Genomic DNA, 15,425 nt, shown 5'->3' with positions numbered 1-15,425 from the left:
CCCCACGCCCCCGCCCCCGGTGCCCTCCTGCAGGACCGGCTGGCCGGCTGGGTCTCCGATCTCACGACCCTCCACGAGCTCACCGAGCGCCTCTCGCGCACCCACGCCCTCGACCCCGCCCTGCACGAGCTGCTGCGCGCCGGAGCCGCCCTGGTCGGCGCCCGCCGCGGCCTGGTCGTCCTGGAGCCCGCCGACGGCCCCGGCCCCCGCACCACCCTCGGTCTCGGCCTCGGCCGCGCCGACCTCGGGCACCTGGAGACCGTGCCGCGCCGCGCCCTGCCGTACGACACCCGCGGCAGCGCCGAGGTCGTCCACCCCGACCTGTTCGCCGAGGAGGGCCTGGACCCGCGCCACCGCGAGGTGGCCGCCCGCCTCGGCTACGCCGCCAGCTACGCCCTCCCGCTCGCCACCGAGTCCGCCGGCCGCCTCGGCGCCGTCGTCTGGCTCTACGACGAGCCGGCCGAACCGCACGCGCGCCGGCGCCACCTCGCCGGGCTGTACGTCCGGCACGCCACCGAGCACCTGGCCCGGCTGCTGGAGGTGGAACGCACGCGCGCGTGCATGGCGACCATCACCGAGGAACTGCTGCCGTCCCGGCTGCCCCGGATGGCCGGCGTCCAGCTCGCCGCCCGGCACCGCACCGGCCCGCGCGGCGGCGGCGACTGGTACGACGCCCTGCCGCTGCCGGACGCCGCCCTCGGCCTGTCCGTCGGCTCGGTCACCGGCTCCGGGCCCAGCGCGGTGGCCGCCATGGGCCGGCTGCGCGCCTCCCTGCGCGCCTACGCCGTGATGGAGGGCGAGGACCCGGTCGCCGTCCTGTCCGACCTGGAGCTGCTGCTGCGGCTGACCGAGCCCGCCCGCTGCGCCACCGCCCTGTTCGCCTACTGCGAGCCCGCCCTGCGCAAGGTCACGCTGGCCGGTGCCGGGCACAGCCCGCCGCTGCTGATCGGCGAGCGGCGCACCCAGTTCGCCGAGACCTCCGTCTCCGCCCCGCTCGGCATGCTCGCCTGCTGGGAGGCACCGAGCGTGGAGATCCAGGCGGAGGCCGGAGAGACGGTTCTGCTGTACACCGACGGGCTGCTGCACCGTACCGGCGACCCGATGGACCGCGCCTTCGCCCGGCTGCACGCCGCCGCCGCGGGCGTCCCGCGCGCGGTGCGGCACGATCCGGGCGCCGTCGCCGACCACGTCCTGCGCGCGGTCCTGCCCGACGGCCCGGACGCCGCCGACAGCGAGGAGGACGTGGTCCTGCTCGCGGTCCGCTTCGACTGAGGAGGCCGCGGACCCGGGCCCGGGCGTGTCGGCATGACCGGGCATAACAGGTCATCCGACCCCGCCCGCTCCCGGTACGACCGTACGATGATGGAGGTCCCCGCTCGGCCACAAGCAGGAGCGCCGCGGGCCCCGGGGGAGATCAATGGCGTATCGAGGAGGATCACGTGTCCGACGAGCTCAACCCGGCTGTCCCTGACTCCGCCACCGCGGAGGGCCCGGAGACCGAGGCCGAGGAGACCGTCAAGCAGCGGAAGAACGGCCTGTACCCGGGCGTCTCCGACGAGCTGGCCGAGAACATGCAGTCCGGCTGGGCCGACACGGAGCTGCGCGACCTTCAGCCGGTCCCGCAGGCCGCCGAGACCGCGCGCCGGCGCGCGGCGCTCTCCGCCCGCTTCCCGGGCGAGCGCCTGGTGATCCCGGCGGGCAACCTGAAGACCCGCTCGAACGACACCGAGTACCCCTTCCGCGCCTCCGTCGAGTACGCCTACCTCACCGGCAACCAGACCGAGGACGGCGTCCTGGTCCTGGAACCGAAGGACGGCGGCCACGAGGAGACGATCTACCTCCTGCCCCGCTCGAACCGCGAGAACGGCGAGTTCTGGCTCTCCGGCCAGGGCGAGCTGTGGGTCGGCCGCCGCCACTCCCTCACCGAGTCCGAGGCGCTGTACGGCATCCCGGCCGCCGACGTGCGCGAGCTGGCCGACGCGCTCCGCGAGGCCACCGGCCCCGTCCGCGTGGTGCGCGGCTACGACGCCGGCATCGAGGCGGCCCTGACCGACAAGGTCACCGCCGAGCGCGACGAGGAACTGCGCGTCTTCCTCTCCGAGATGCGGCTGGTCAAGGACGGCTTCGAGATCGGCGAGCTGCAGAAGGCGGTCGACTCGACCGTCCGCGGCTTCGAGGACGTCGTCAAGGTCCTCGACAAGGCCGAGGCGACGAGCGAGCGCTACATCGAGGGCACCTTCTTCCTCCGCGCGCGCGTGGAGGGCAACGACGTCGGCTACGGCTCCATCTGCGCGGCCGGCCCGCACGCCTGCACCCTGCACTGGGTGCGCAACGACGGCCCGGTCCGCTCCGGCGACCTGCTGCTGCTCGACGCCGGCGTGGAGACGCACACGCTGTACACCGCCGACGTCACGCGCACGCTGCCGGTGAACGGCACGTACAGCGAGATCCAGAAGAAGATCTACGACGCCGTGTACGAGGCCCAGGAGGCCGGCATCGCGGCCGTGCAGCCGGGCGCCAAGTACCGCGACTTCCACGACGCCGCGCAGCGCGTGCTGACCGAGAAGCTCGTCGAGTGGGGCCTGGTCGAGGGCCCGGTCGAGCGCGTCCTGGAGCTGGGCCTGCAGCGCCGCTGGACCCTGCACGGCACCGGGCACATGCTCGGCATGGACGTCCACGACTGCGCCGCCGCGCGGACCGAGACGTACGTGGACGGCGTGCTGGAGCCGGGCATGGTGCTCACCGTCGAGCCGGGGCTGTACTTCCAGGCCGACGACCTGACCGTGCCGGAGGAGTACCGGGGCATCGGCGTCCGGATCGAGGACGACATCCTGGTGACCGAGGACGGCAACACGAACCTCTCGGCGGGCCTGCCCCGCCGCTCGGACGAGGTCGAGGCGTGGATGGCCGCACTGAAGGGCTGATGTGCGTTTGAATGGCCGGGTACCGGGAGGTGCCCGGCCATTTGGCGTGCTGGTCTCGCCGTGGCCGGTCGCGCCCGCGCGGGGGAGCCGCATATCGACACAGTCCCGCGCCCCTCGGGGCGCGGGCACTGACGGGGGTGGGATACGTGGACGACTTCTGGTCCGGGGTCGGTGTCGACCTGCATCTGGAACCGGACGCGGCGGACGGCCGCCGAGTGGGCCTGGAGCGGGCGCTCAGGGACGCCGTGCGCGACGGGCGGCTCGTCCCCGGCACCCGGCTGCCCGCCACCCGGCGGCTCGCGGCCGAGCTGGGGATCTCCCGGGGGACCGCCAAGGCGGCGTACGACCAGCTGGTCGCGGAGGGGTACCTGACCGCCCGCCAGGGGTCCGGCACCCGGGTCGCCGAACTCCCGGCCGTGGACGCCGAGGCGCCGCAGGCGCGCGCCCACGCGCGGGCGCCGCGTTTCGACCTGCGCCCGGGCAGCCCGGACGTCGGCGCGTTCCCGGCGGCCGCCTGGCTGCGCGCGCTGCGCCGGGCCATAGCGACGGCCCCCTCGCTGGCGTACGACTACGGTGACCCGCGCGGCCGGATCGAGCTGCGCACCGCGCTCTCCGGCTACCTGGGCCGGGCTCGCGGGGTGCTCGCGCCGCCGGAGCGGATCGTCGTCACCTCCGGGTACGTGCAGGGCCTCGCGCTGCTCACGCGCGTGCTGGACGGCGCCGCCGTCGCCATGGAGGACCCGGGGCTGCCCTTCCACCGGCAGGTGGTGCGGCACAACGGCGGAACGGTCCTGCCGGTCCCGGTCGACTCGCGCGGGGTGCGCCCCGAGGAGCTGGGCGGGGCGGCGGCCGTGGTGGTCACGCCGGCCCACCAGTACCCGACCGGGGTGACCCTGCACCCCGAGCGGCGCCGGGCGCTCACCGACTGGGCCCGCGCGCGGGGCGGCCTGATCGTCGAGGACGACTACGACGGCGAGTTCCGCTACGACCGGCAGCCGGTCGGCGCCCTGCAGGGCATGGCACCGGGCCAGGTCGTCTACCTGGGCACCGCCTCCAAGACGCTCGGCCCCGCGCTCCGCCTCGGCTGGATGGTGCTGCCCCCGCACCTGGTCGACGCGGTCGCCGACGCCAAGCTGCACAGCGACCACCACACCGAGACCATCGGCCAGCTCGCCCTCGCCGAGCTGATCGACAGCCACGCCTACGACCGGCACGTGCGCGCGTGCCGGCTGCGCTACCGGCGGCGCCGGGACCAGCTGCTGGACCGGCTGGGGGCGCGGCGCAGCGTGCGCGGGATCGCGGCCGGGCTGCACGCGCTGGTCGAGGTGCCGGACGAGGCCGAGGCGCTGGCCCGCGCGGAGGCGGAGGGCCTGGCGGTGGGCACGCTCGGCGAGCACTGGCACGCCCCGGGCCCCGGCCGGCCGCAGGGACTGGTCGTCGGTTACGGCACGCCCCGGGAGCGGTCGTACCCCGAGGCCCTGGAGGCGCTGGCGCGGGTGCTGGAGCCGGCCCGCCGGCCCTCACGCCGTGAGCAGTGAAGGATCCTTCTTCCACTTCAGGATCTTGTCGAAGCTGACCACCGTGCCGCCCCGGCCGGGCCTGGCCCCGATGTGGACGTGGTCGGCGAGTTCCCGGATCAGACAGAGACCGCGGCCGTGCTCGGCGTCCGGACGGGCCGGCCGGGGGTCCGGGGGGCGCGCGAGGCCGGGACCGGAGTCGCAGACCTCGATACGGCACTTCTCGCCGTCGAGATAGGCGGTCACCCGGTAGGCCTCCGAGGTGCCGGGCGCCGCGTCCCCGCCGTGCTCGACGGCGTTCGCGCAGGCCTCGCTCAGGGCGACGGACAGGTCGTAGGAGATGTCCGGGTCGACGCCCGCCGTCTCCATCGTGCCGATCAGCAGCCGCCGGGCGAGCGGCACGCTGGCGGCCTCGCGCCGCAGATGGAGTGACCACCAGATGCTCATGCTCCAGCCTCCTGGCCGGCTCGACATACCGTTACGTATTGCCGCCCGTAGGCGGTCGTAAGCACTCCGTCGCCATGGGTCCGCCCGTCCGGCCGATGCGCCTGGGGCGGAATCGGTGTATGAGGTGCGGCGCGCAAGGATGGACCCGCGGGCCCTGCCGTGGGCGGCGGACCGCGGCAGTGCGATGATGAGGCCGCCATGTCTGCCCCCCACCCGCGCACGGCGCGTCCCGGAGCCGGGCTCCGGATCCTGCGGGCCGCGGTGTTCGCCGCGGTCTGTGTCGCGCTGGCCGCGTGCGGGCACACCCTGGCCTCCTGCGCGGGCGTGCCGCTGTGGTCGCTCGGTGCGGGCTTCCTCGGCGCCCTGCTGGCCGCGGCACCGCTCGCCGGGCGGGCCCGCTCGCTGCCGGGCATCGCCGCGCTCCTCGCCCTCGGCCAGACCGTGCTGCACACGCTGTTCGGGCTGGGCCAGCACCAGGTCACGATGGCCGGGATGCCGGCCGGGACGACGGGCGGGGTGCTGAGCGACAGCGCCCTGGTCGAGCGGGCCACCCGGCTGCTGTGCGGGTCGGCCCCGGCATCCGTCACCCCGGGACACGCCTTCCGGCTGCTGCTCGACGCGCGCCTCGTCGACCGGGCCGGCCGGCCCACGGCCGCCCTGGGCACCCTGGAGCACGCGCACGACGCCACCGGCGCCTCGGCCGGCCTGCTGCCCTCGCTGCCGATGCTGCTGGGCCATGTGCTCGCGGCCCTCGCCGCGGGCTGGCTGCTGCGCCGCGGGGACCTGGCCGTGCTGCGGCTCATCGAGCTGTCGGTGCATGGAGTCGCGGAGGGGGCGCTCGTCCGCTCCCTGCGCGCCGCGCTCGCGCTGGCACGCGTCCTGTGCGCCGGGCTGCTCCCCGCCGCCGAGGCCGGCCGTCGCGGCCCGCGCCCCGACCGGGACGAGACACCGGCCCCGCACACCGCCGTCCTCCAGCACACGGTGATCCGGCGCGGCCCGCCCGCCGCCGCCTTCCTCCTCGCCGCCTGACGCGGCCACCGCTCCCCTCCACGGACACGGAACCCGGTGCGCCGCCGTCGTGCGGCACGCGCGCGTGCGCACATGTGCCGCGGCTCGGCCAAGACGCCGGCCCCTCGCGCGCGTATCCCCTTTCACCACCGGACCTCACTCAGAGTGGAGTGCTTCCTTCCATGAAGGCTTCTCGTATCGCCGCCGCCGCTGCCGCCGCGGGTACGGCCGTCCTGGCCCTGTCCGCCCCCGCCTTCGCGCACGTCTCCGTGCAGCCCGAGGGCCCCGCGGCCAAGGGCGGCTACGCGGTCGTGGACTTCAAGGTCCCCAACGAGCGCGACAACGCCTCGACCACCAAGGTCGAGGTGAACCTCCCGGCCGAGCACCCGATCGCCTCGGTGATGCCGCAGCCGGTCCCCGGCTGGAAGGCCGAGGTCACCAAGTCCAAGCTGGCCAAGCCGCTGACCATGCACGGCGAGAAGATCGACGAGGCCGTCAGCAAGGTCACCTGGACCGCCGACGGCAAGGGCATCGAGCCCGGCTACTTCCAGAAGTTCCCGCTCTCCCTGGGCGCCCTGCCCGAGAACACCGACGAACTGGTCTTCAAGGCGGTCCAGACGTACTCCGACAAGGAGGTCGTGCGCTGGATCGAGGTGCCGCAGGAGGGCAAGGACGAGCCGGAGAACCCGGCGCCGGTCCTGGAGCTGTCCGCCGCCACCGACGACCACCACGGCACGGCGAGCGCCGAGAACACCGCCGAGAAGACCGGGAAGACGGCCGCCGCCGGGGACTCCGGCAGCGACAGTGACACCACCGCACGCGTGCTCGGCGTGGTCGGCATCGTCATCGGTGTCGCCGGCGTGGCCTACGGCGTCCTCGCGGGCCGCCGCCGGACCGCCGCCTGAGCCTTTCCTTCCGCCGCGCGCACCGGGCGTCGCGCGAGGCCGTCACACGACGCCCCGCCCGACCCCGGTGCGCGCCGGAGTTCACACATCTGGGACATTTTTCTATGCGCAAGAAGACGCTCACCGCGGCCGTGCTGCTCGCCGCCGCCACCCTGACCCTGTCCGCCTGCGGCACCGGGGACGACTCCGGGTCGCCGGTCGCCGTGGTCTCGGGAGGATCCGGCACGGGCAAGGCCGCCACCGTCCTCGACCAGCCCTTCACCAAGCCGGCCCTGGTCCTCACCGACACCCGCGGCAAGCAGTACGACCTGCGCAAGGAGACCGCGGGCCACCCGACCCTCGTCTACTTCGGCTACACCCACTGCCCCGACATCTGCCCGACGACGATGAGCAACATCGCCGTCGCCAAGAAGGCGCTGCCCAAGGCCGAGCAGGACGACCTGCGGGTGGTGTTCGTCACCACCGACCCCGGCCGTGACACCCCCGCCGAGCTGGGCAAGTGGCTCAAGGGCATCGACCCCCGGTTCATCGGCCTGACCGGCGACTTCGCCAGGATCCAGGCCGGCGCCCGGTCCCTGGGCATCTCCGTGGAGCCGACCACGAAGGACAAGAACGGCAAGCTCGTCTCCGTGCACGGCACCCAGGTCATCGCCTTCTCCCCGAAGACCGACGCCGGTTACGTCCTCTACGGCGAGGACACCACGGTCGACGAGTACACCAAGGACCTGCCCAAGCTCGTCGAGGGAGCCAAGCCGTGAGGCGTCGGACCGCCGTCCTGACCGCGGGCGCGCTCACCGGCACCCTGGCCCTCACCGGCTGCTCGGGCTCCGGCGCGGGCCCGGAGCGGGCCGAACTGTCCGTCAGCGCCTCCTACATGCCCCAGCCCGTCTCCGCCGACATGGCCGCCGGGTTCCTGACGATCACCAACAAGGGCGGCACCGGGGACGAGCTGACCTCGGTCAGCAGTGACGTCGCCGGCGAGGTCACCATGCACAGCACGACCGGCGGGGCCATGACGGAGAAGTCCTCCTTCCCCATACCGGCCCACGGACGACTGGTGTTCCGCAGCGGCGGCAACCACCTGATGTTCGAGAAGCTGAAGCGGGCGCCGAAGCAGGGCCAGAAGGTCACCCTGAAGCTCGGCTTCGCCAAGTCCGGGTCCCTCACCGTCGAGATGCCGGTGAGGCCCACCACGTACAACCCGTCGACCGGCCACTGAGGGAGGGACCACCGTGACCCGGACCATCACCCCCCGCCTGCGGATCCTGGTGCTGCTGTTCATCGCCGTCACCGGTGCGCTGCTGGCGGGCGCCGGACCGGCCTCCGCCCACGCGGCGCTGACCGGCAGCGACCCCGCACAGGGGGTGGTGGCCGACAAGGCGCCCACCCAGGTGTCGCTCACCTTCTCCGAGAAGGTGGCGATGAACGACGACTCCCTGCGCGTCCTCGACCCCAAGGGCAGGCCGGTGCAGACGGGCAGCCCCGCCAACGTGAGCGGGACGACGTACGCCGTGCAGCTCAAGAGCGGCCTCGCCAAGGGCACCTACACCGTCACCTACCAGGTCGTCTCCGCCGACAGCCACCCCGTCGCCGGCGCCTACACCTTCTCCGTCGGGGCGCCCTCGCCGACCGTCGTCTCCGGCACCGGACCGGCCGCCGGCGGCGGAGTGGTGGGCGGGCTCTACGCGTTCGGGCGGTACGTGTCGTACGCCGGCTTCATCGTGCTCGCCGGCGGCGCGGCCTTCGTCCTCGCCTGCTGGCAGCGCGGCGCAGGCGTACGGCCCCTGCAGCGGCTGGTCGTCGGCGGCTGGGTGGCGCTGACCGCGGCCACCCTGTGGCTGCTGCTCCTGCGCGGTGCGTACACCACCTCCGGCAAGTTCGCCGACGTCTTCGACCTCGACCTGCTCGGCCAGGTGCTCCAGACCAAGACCGGTGCCGCCCTGGTCTCCCGGCTGCTGCTGCTCGCCGCCGCCGCGCTGTTCGTCGCCGTCCTCTTCGGCACCTACACCCGCCGCGAGGAGGACCAGGACAAGCGCGACCTGACCTTCGGGCTCGCGGTCGGCGGAGTGGTCGTCGCGGCCGGGCTCGCGGCCAGCTGGGCCATGGCCGAGCACGCCTCCACCGGGCTCCAGCCGGGCCTCGCCATGCCGGTCGACGTCGTCCACCTGCTGGCCGTCGCCGCCTGGCTGGGCGGCCTCACCACCCTGCTGACCGCCCTGTACCGGGCGCCCGCCGACACCCCGGTCGAGGCCGCCGCCGTACGGCGCTACTCCCGGGTGGCCTTCGGTTCCGTCCTCGCCCTCGTGGTCACCGGCGTCTACCAGTCCTGGCGGCAGCTCGGCTCCTGGTCGGCGTTCACCGAGACCCGTTACGGACAGCTGCTGCTTGTCAAGATCGCCCTGGTGGCGGTGCTGGTCGGTATCGCGGCCGTGTCCCGGCGCTGGACGGGCCGGCTCACCGACCCGGTCACCCGCTCCGGGAAGGCGTCGCGCACGACCCAGGCCCAAGCCCGCAAGGAGCAGGTCACCGCCGCGCAGCCGGCCGCCGGCGGCGGCAAGGCCGGCGGCGGCGGCAAGGCCGGCGGCGGCACCGGCGCCGGCGACTCCGGACGGGCCGCCCAGCTCGCCCGGCAGCGCGCGGCCGTCGACGCCGCCCGCGAGAAGCGGCTGCGCGACGCCGACCCGAACCGCTTCGGCCTGCGCCGCTCGGTGCTCGCCGAGGCCGGCGTCGCCCTCGTGCTGCTCGCCGTCACCACCGCGCTGACCCAGACCGAGCCGGGCCGCACCGAGCAGGAGGCCAAGGCGGCCACCTCCGCGTCGGCCGGCTCCGACACCTCGGCGACGTCCGGCGCGCTCACCCTGGACATGCCCTTCGACACCGGCGGCGCCGACGGCAAGGGCGTCGTCAGCATCGACCTCGACCCCGCGCGCGTGGGCGGCAACGAGATGCACGTCTACGTCCAGCGGCGCAACGGCCGGGCCTTCGACGTCCCCGAGGTGAAGCTCGCCTTCACCCTGGAGGCGAAGAAGATCGGCCCGCTCCCCGTGAACCCCGACCACATCGCCACCGGCCACTGGTCGGCGAACGGCGTGCAGATCCCCATGGCCGGCGACTGGAAGATCGCCGTCACGGTCCGCACCTCCGACATCGACCAGGTCACCGTCTCCAAGAACGCGCAGATCGGCTGAACCCCACCATGCCCGACCAGTCCGTCCCCCAGGCCCGTACGCCCGAGGCCCCGCCGGCGCGGCCCGTGCCCGTCCCCGGCACCGGCGGCGTCTCGCGGCGCGCCCTGCTCGGCACCGCCGGCGCCACCGGCCTCGTGCTCGGCGCCGCCGGCGGGGCCGTGGGCTACGCCGCCGCACCCGCCGGGGCCACCCCGCTGACCTCGGTGGGCTCCGGCCGGGCGATGTTTCACGGGAAACACCAGCCCGGCATCACCGAGGGCCTCCAGGCGTGCGGCCATCTCGTCGCCTTCGACCTGGCGCCTGGCGCGGGCCGCAAGGAGGCGGCGGCCCTGCTGCGCCGCTGGTCGGCGACGGCCGAGCGTCTGATGGCGGGCGAGGCCGCACCGCACGGCGACACCGGTGTGGCCCGGGACGCGGGTCCGTCCTCGCTGACCGTCACCTTCGGCTTCGGCCACCGCTTCTTCGCCCGGACCGGCCTGGAGAAGCAGCGGCCGGCCGCCCTGGACCCGCTGCCGGACTTCTCCTCCGACCGGCTCGACAAGTCCCGCAGCGACGGCGACCTGTGGGTGCAGATCGGTGCGAACGACGCCCTGGTCGCCTTCCACGCCCTGCGCGCGATCCAGAAGGACGCGGGCTCGGCCGCGCGGGTGCGCTGGCAGATGAACGGCTTCAACCGCAGCCCGGGCGCCACCGCCCACCCCATGACGGCCCGCAACCTCATGGGCCAGGTCGACGGCACCCGCAACCCGAAGCCCGCCGAAGCCGACTTCGACCGGCGGATCTTCGTGCCCGCATCGGGCGAGCCCGCCTGGATGGCGAACGGCTCCTACGCCGTCGTACGCCGGATCCGCATGCTCCTGGACGACTGGGAGAAGCTGTCGCCGGCTGCCCAGGAGCAGGTCATCGGGCGCCGGAAGGCCGACGGGGCGCCGCTGTCCGGCGGCGACGAGACCACCCCGATGGACCTGGAGAAGACCGACGCGAACGGCGACTACGTCGTCCCGCTGAACGCGCACGCGCGGATCACCCGGCCCGAGGAGAACGGCGGCGCGGCCATGCTGCGGCGCCCGTTCTCCTACCACGACGGCATCGACGCGGACGGCACGCCCGATGCCGGTCTGCTCTTCGTCTGCTGGCAGGCCGATCCGCTGCGCGGCTTCGTACCGGTGCAGCGCAAGCTCGACCGGGGCGACGCGCTGTCGAAGTACATCCGGCACGAGGCCAGCGGCCTGTTCGCGGTGCCGGGCGGGGCGGCGAAGGGTGAATACGTGGGACAGCGGCTCCTGGAGGGGTGAACCGGGTTCAAACCACCCGGTCGAGTGGCATCCATGAGACACGTGCGACGGCTCTCCCCGCGGCCATTAGGGTGAGGGACATGCCAGCGAGCTATGCCTATCTCGGCCCGGAGGGGACCTTCACCGAGGTCGCTCTGCGCACGCTTCCGGAGGCGGCCACCCGGGAGCTGATCCCCTACGTGTCGGTGCAGTCCGCGCTGGACGCGGTGCGGGCCGGCGAGGCCGAGGCCGCGTTCGTGCCGATCGAGAACTCCGTCGAGGGCGGCATCACCACCACCCTGGACGAACTGGTCGCCGGCGAACCGCTGATGATCTACCGCGAGGTGCTGCTGTCGATCACCTTCGCGCTGCTGGTCCGTCCCGGCACGAAGCTCACGGACATCAAGACGGTCTCCGCGCACCCGGCGGCCCAGCCCCAGGTGCGCAACTGGCTGCGCGCCAACCTCCCGGACGCCCTGTGGGAGTCGGCCGCCTCCAACGCGGACGCCGCCCGCCTGGTCCAGGAGGGCCGCTACGACGCCGCCTTCGCGGGCGAGTTCGCCGCCGCCCGGTACGGCCTGGAGGCACTGGAGACCGGGATCCACGACGCGGAGAACGCGCAGACCCGGTTCGTGCTGGTCGGCCGCCCGGCCCGGCCGGCCGCGCCCACCGGCGCCGACAAGACCTCGGTGGTGCTGTGGCAGCGCGACGACCACCCCGGCGCGCTGCGCGACCTGCTCGGCGAGTTCGCCTCGCGGGGCATCAACCTGATGCTGCTCCAGTCCCGGCCGACCGGCGCCGGCATCGGCAACTACTGCTTCTGCATCGACGCCGAGGGCCATATCGCCGACCGGCGGATGGCGGAGGCGCTCATGGGGCTGCGGCGGATCTGTCTCCAGGTGCGCTACCTCGGTTCCTATCCCCGCGCCGACATCACACCGGGCGAGGCCCGACCGACACCGCCGGGGACGTCGGACGAGGAGTTCATGGCGGCGGCGGACTGGGTGGCGCGCTGCCAGGACGGCCGGTTCTAACCCGCCCGCACCCGGTCCACACCCGGTCTGCACCCGGTCGTACCTGCATACGAACGTTATCCACAGGAGTTATCCACAGGTGCCCTTCTCGACCTGGGGACAAGTCGACAGAGTGGGGTCAGCGGGTCGACAAATCGCCCTGTAAGCCCCGGTGGAGGCCATCCGTCCCTGGGTCACCCTTCGTCCACCCGTTTCCTTCGGTTCATCTTTTGGGGGGACCGTTTTCCACCCGAACGCGGGTGTCGGCAGGGTTTGACCTAGGAATTCTTCAACACGTTCGAGCTTTCCGGAGTGATCAATTCCGAAATCCACAGACCTTCCACACAGCCTGTGGATAACTCTTCAGGGGGCGTGGATTCCTGTGGACAACTACGCCGCCAAATCCCGTTCTCCACAAGGGAATCCGGTCAACCGGGCGCCCGGGACGTGCCCCGTCCCAGGGAGTGAGACACTTTTCCCTTGACGCACGCCGTGGACGTACGCGGCTTGCCGGAGTGACACGGGCGGCAATTAACGCATAACGGACGGTAAGCCGCGAATCAGAACTCCCCGGAATAGTGATTCGTGAGCCGCGACCCCGCACCGGTAGCCTTGGCCACGTGATTGACCTTCGCCTGCTTCGTGAGGACCCCGACCGTGTGCGCGCGTCCCAGCGCGCCCGTGGAGAGGACGTCGCGCTCGTCGACGCCCTCCTGTCTGCCGACGAGCGGCGCAGGTCCTCCGGCGTCCGCTTCGACGAGCTGCGCGCCGAGCAGAAGCAGCTCGGCAAGCAGATCCCCAAGGCCACCGGCGACGAGAAGGCCGAGCTGCTCAAGCGCGCCGAGCAGCTGAAGGCCGACGTCAAGGCCGCCGACGCCGAGCGCGACGCGGCCGACACCGAGACCCACGAGCTGCTGCTCCGGCTGGGCAACCTCGTCCACCCCGACGTGCCCGTCGGCGGCGAGGAGGACTTCGTCACGCTGGAGACGCACGGCACGATCCGCGACTTCGGCACCGAGGGCTTCGAGCCCCGGGACCACCTGGAGCTGGGCCAGCTGCTCGGCGCCATCGACGTCGAGCGCGGCGCCAAGGTCTCCGGCTCCCGCTTCTACTTCCTCACCGGCGTCGGCGCCCTGCTGGAGCTGGCCCTGGTGAACGCGGCGATCGCCCAGGCGACCGCGGCCGGCTTCACACCGATGCTGACCCCGGCGCTGGTCCGCCCGCAGTCGATGGCCGGCACCGGCTTCCTCGGCCAGGCCGCGCAGGACGTCTACCACCTCGACAAGGACGACCTGTACCTGGTCGGCACCTCCGAGGTCCCGCTGGCGGCCTACCACATGGACGAGATCATCGACGCCGACCGGCTGCCGCTGCGGTACGCGGGCTTCTCCCCGTGCTTCCGCCGCGAGGCCGGCTCCCACGGCAAGGACACCCGGGGCATCTTCCGGGTGCACCAGTTCGACAAGGTCGAGATGTTCTCGTACGTCGCGCCCGAGGACTCCCAGGCCGAGCACCAGCGCCTGCTGGAGTGGGAGAAGCAGTGGCTGACCTCGCTGGAGCTGCCGTTCCGCGTCATCGACGTCGCCTCCGGTGACCTCGGCTCCTCGGCCGCCCGCAAGTACGACTGCGAGGCGTGGATCCCGACCCAGGGCAAGTACCGGGAGCTGACCTCGACCTCGGACTGCACCGAGTTCCAGTCCCGCCGGCTGTCCATCCGGGTCCGCGACGGCAAGCAGGTCAAGCCGCTCGCCACCCTCAACGGCACGCTGTGCGCCGTACCGCGCACGATCGTGGCGATCCTGGAGAACCACCAGCAGGCCGACGGCTCCGTCCGGGTCCCCGAGGTGCTGCGCCCGTACCTGGGCGGCCGTGAGGTCCTGGAGCCGGTGTCCCGGTGAGTTTCCCCTACGGGCTCGTCGCCACCGACCTCGACGGAACGCTGCTGCGCTCCGACGAGTCGATCTCGCGGCGCACGCGTGACGCGCTCGCCGCGGCCACCGCGGCGGGCGCCGCGCACATCGTCGTCACCGGCCGCGCGGTCCCGTGGACCCGGCACATCCTGGACGACCTCGGCTACGCCGGCCTCGCCGTCTGCGGCCAGGGCGCCCAGGTCTACGACGCCGGCGCGCACCGCCTGCTGACCTCGGTCACCCTGGACCGGCAGCTGGCGGGCGTGGCCCTGGCCAAGATCGAGGCCGAGGTGGGGCCGCTGTACCTGGCGGCCAGCCGGGACGGCCTCGACGGCGAGGTGCTGGTGGGCCCGGGGTACGCGGTCACCGGCACGCTGCCCGCGACCCCGTTCACGGACGCCTCCGACCTCTGGACGGCGCCCCTGAACAAGATCTACATCCAGCATCCGACGCTGAGCGACGACGAGCTGGCGGACGCGGCCCGGCGGACGGCCGGCGGCTTCGTCACGGTGGCCATGGCGGGCGCGGGCATCGTCGAGCTGCTGCCGCTCGGCCTGTCCAAGGCCACGGGCCTGTCGCTGGCGGCCCGCCGGCTGGGCCTGAAGGCCGCCGACACGATCGCCTTCGGCGACATGCCCAACGACATCCCGATGTTCGCCTGGGCCTCCCACGGCGTGGCCATGGCCAACGCCCACGAGGAACTGAAGGCGGTGGCCGACGAGGTCACGTCGTCCCACGAGGAGGACGGCATCGCGGTGGTGCTGGAGCGGCTGCTCGGCTAGCGGTCCGGGGCAGCGCCCGGTTGCCCCGGACGGACTCGTTCCGCGCCGGGCGCCGCGGGGGCTGTGACGTCTTGCGGAGGATGCACGGGTCGAACGTGCGCGGGCATGCCCATGCCCGACCGCGGCTCGCCTGTGCGGAACACAGCGCGAGCCGGTGCCTTACCACTCGGCCAATCCTCCGGGAGGGCGGTCCACGCGAGAGCGACATCGCGTGCTCGAAGCGACCGCCCCGGGCAGCTTCCGTGGCTCCACGGAGCGGTAGGGAATCACCCCGGAGCCGGCCTCGGGCTGCCCTGTCGGGAGCCGGGCGTACTGCCGTGCATGGACATCGCCCACCTCCACTCCCGGTCGGTGACGCCGGGACGATCCCGGCGGATGGTGCACAACCACTCTGCACCGCCGCCGAGTTGGGCGCCACCGATTAAAATCGGACAAACGGCCGTTACCGGCGGCGCCA

Annotated in this window: 13 protein-coding genes and 1 pseudogene; 12 read left to right on the top strand and 2 right to left on the bottom strand. The window is 73.4% G+C overall.

The window, feature by feature from the left end; genetic code table 11:
* From IG05_RS0120275 to IG05_RS0120265, 3 genes are all read left to right on the top strand, one after another.
* The coding region (locus IG05_RS0120275; RefSeq protein ID WP_030344489.1) for a PP2C family protein-serine/threonine phosphatase at nucleotides 1–1,272 on the top strand (1,272 nt) is incomplete at its 5' end.
* Between the two features lie 167 nt (nucleotides 1,273–1,439).
* On the top strand, nucleotides 1,440–2,924 hold the full coding sequence (locus tag IG05_RS0120270; protein ID WP_030344487.1) for an aminopeptidase P family protein: 1,485 nt from the start codon (nucleotides 1,440–1,442) through the stop codon (nucleotides 2,922–2,924).
* Nucleotides 2,925–3,070: 146 nt separating this feature from the next.
* A complete protein-coding gene (locus tag IG05_RS0120265) occupies nucleotides 3,071–4,462 on the top strand; it encodes a PLP-dependent aminotransferase family protein (protein WP_030344485.1) in 1,392 nt (463 codons plus the stop codon).
* Here IG05_RS0120265 and IG05_RS0120260 read toward each other — a convergent pair.
* Nucleotides 4,445–4,888 (bottom strand): ATP-binding protein, encoded by a 444-nt coding sequence (locus IG05_RS0120260; protein ID WP_030344483.1) that lies wholly within the window; start codon nucleotides 4,886–4,888, stop codon nucleotides 4,445–4,447. The two genes, IG05_RS0120265 and IG05_RS0120260, sit on opposite strands and share 18 nt — an antisense overlap.
* Before the next feature lie 198 nt (nucleotides 4,889–5,086).
* Between IG05_RS0120260 and IG05_RS0120255 the strand changes: the two genes are divergently transcribed.
* The 9 genes from IG05_RS0120255 (at nucleotide 5,087) to IG05_RS0120215 (ending at nucleotide 14,968) form a co-directional block, all read left to right on the top strand.
* The gene (locus IG05_RS0120255) at nucleotides 5,087–5,917 is read left to right on the top strand and encodes a hypothetical protein (protein ID WP_030344481.1); all 831 of its coding nucleotides are present in this window, start codon (nucleotides 5,087–5,089) and stop codon (nucleotides 5,915–5,917) included.
* A gap of 161 nt (nucleotides 5,918–6,078) precedes the next feature.
* Nucleotides 6,079–6,801, top strand: a complete 723-nt coding sequence (locus tag IG05_RS0120250; RefSeq protein WP_030344479.1) for a YcnI family protein — start codon at nucleotides 6,079–6,081, stop codon at nucleotides 6,799–6,801.
* Nucleotides 6,802–6,905: 104 nt separating this feature from the next.
* Entirely contained in the window at nucleotides 6,906–7,559 is a 654-nt protein-coding gene (locus tag IG05_RS0120245) for an SCO family protein (RefSeq protein WP_030344477.1), read from the top strand.
* The gene (locus tag IG05_RS0120240; RefSeq protein ID WP_030344474.1) at nucleotides 7,556–8,020 is read left to right on the top strand and encodes a copper chaperone PCu(A)C; all 465 of its coding nucleotides are present in this window, start codon (nucleotides 7,556–7,558) and stop codon (nucleotides 8,018–8,020) included. Before IG05_RS0120245 ends, IG05_RS0120240 begins: the two co-directional genes overlap by 4 nt.
* A gap of 13 nt (nucleotides 8,021–8,033) precedes the next feature.
* Nucleotides 8,034–9,989, top strand: a complete 1,956-nt coding sequence (locus IG05_RS0120235; RefSeq protein WP_030344472.1) for a copper resistance protein CopC — start codon at nucleotides 8,034–8,036, stop codon at nucleotides 9,987–9,989.
* Between the two features lie 8 nt (nucleotides 9,990–9,997).
* The gene (efeB, locus tag IG05_RS0120230; protein WP_030344470.1) at nucleotides 9,998–11,284 is read left to right on the top strand and encodes an iron uptake transporter deferrochelatase/peroxidase subunit; all 1,287 of its coding nucleotides are present in this window, start codon (nucleotides 9,998–10,000) and stop codon (nucleotides 11,282–11,284) included.
* A gap of 80 nt (nucleotides 11,285–11,364) precedes the next feature.
* On the top strand, nucleotides 11,365–12,297 hold the full coding sequence (gene pheA, locus IG05_RS0120225) for a prephenate dehydratase (RefSeq protein WP_030344468.1): 933 nt from the start codon (nucleotides 11,365–11,367) through the stop codon (nucleotides 12,295–12,297).
* 599 nt (nucleotides 12,298–12,896) lie between these two features.
* Entirely contained in the window at nucleotides 12,897–14,174 is a 1,278-nt protein-coding gene (gene serS / locus IG05_RS0120220; RefSeq protein WP_037814283.1) for a serine--tRNA ligase, read from the top strand.
* On the top strand, nucleotides 14,171–14,968 hold the full coding sequence (locus IG05_RS0120215; RefSeq protein ID WP_030344466.1) for an HAD family hydrolase: 798 nt from the start codon (nucleotides 14,171–14,173) through the stop codon (nucleotides 14,966–14,968). Before serS ends, IG05_RS0120215 begins: the two co-directional genes overlap by 4 nt.
* Before the next feature lie 74 nt (nucleotides 14,969–15,042).
* Here the strand turns inward: IG05_RS0120215 and IG05_RS47880 are convergent.
* A pseudogene (locus IG05_RS47880) lies at nucleotides 15,043–15,148 on the bottom strand.
* Between the last annotated feature and the right edge of the window lie 277 nt (nucleotides 15,149–15,425).

Source organism: Streptomyces sp. NRRL S-1022 (assembly GCF_000720135.1).
Lineage (GTDB): Bacteria > Actinomycetota > Actinomycetes > Streptomycetales > Streptomycetaceae > Streptomyces.
The sequence above is the reverse complement of the archived record's forward strand: the minus strand, read 5'-3'. Positions and strand labels throughout refer to the sequence as shown.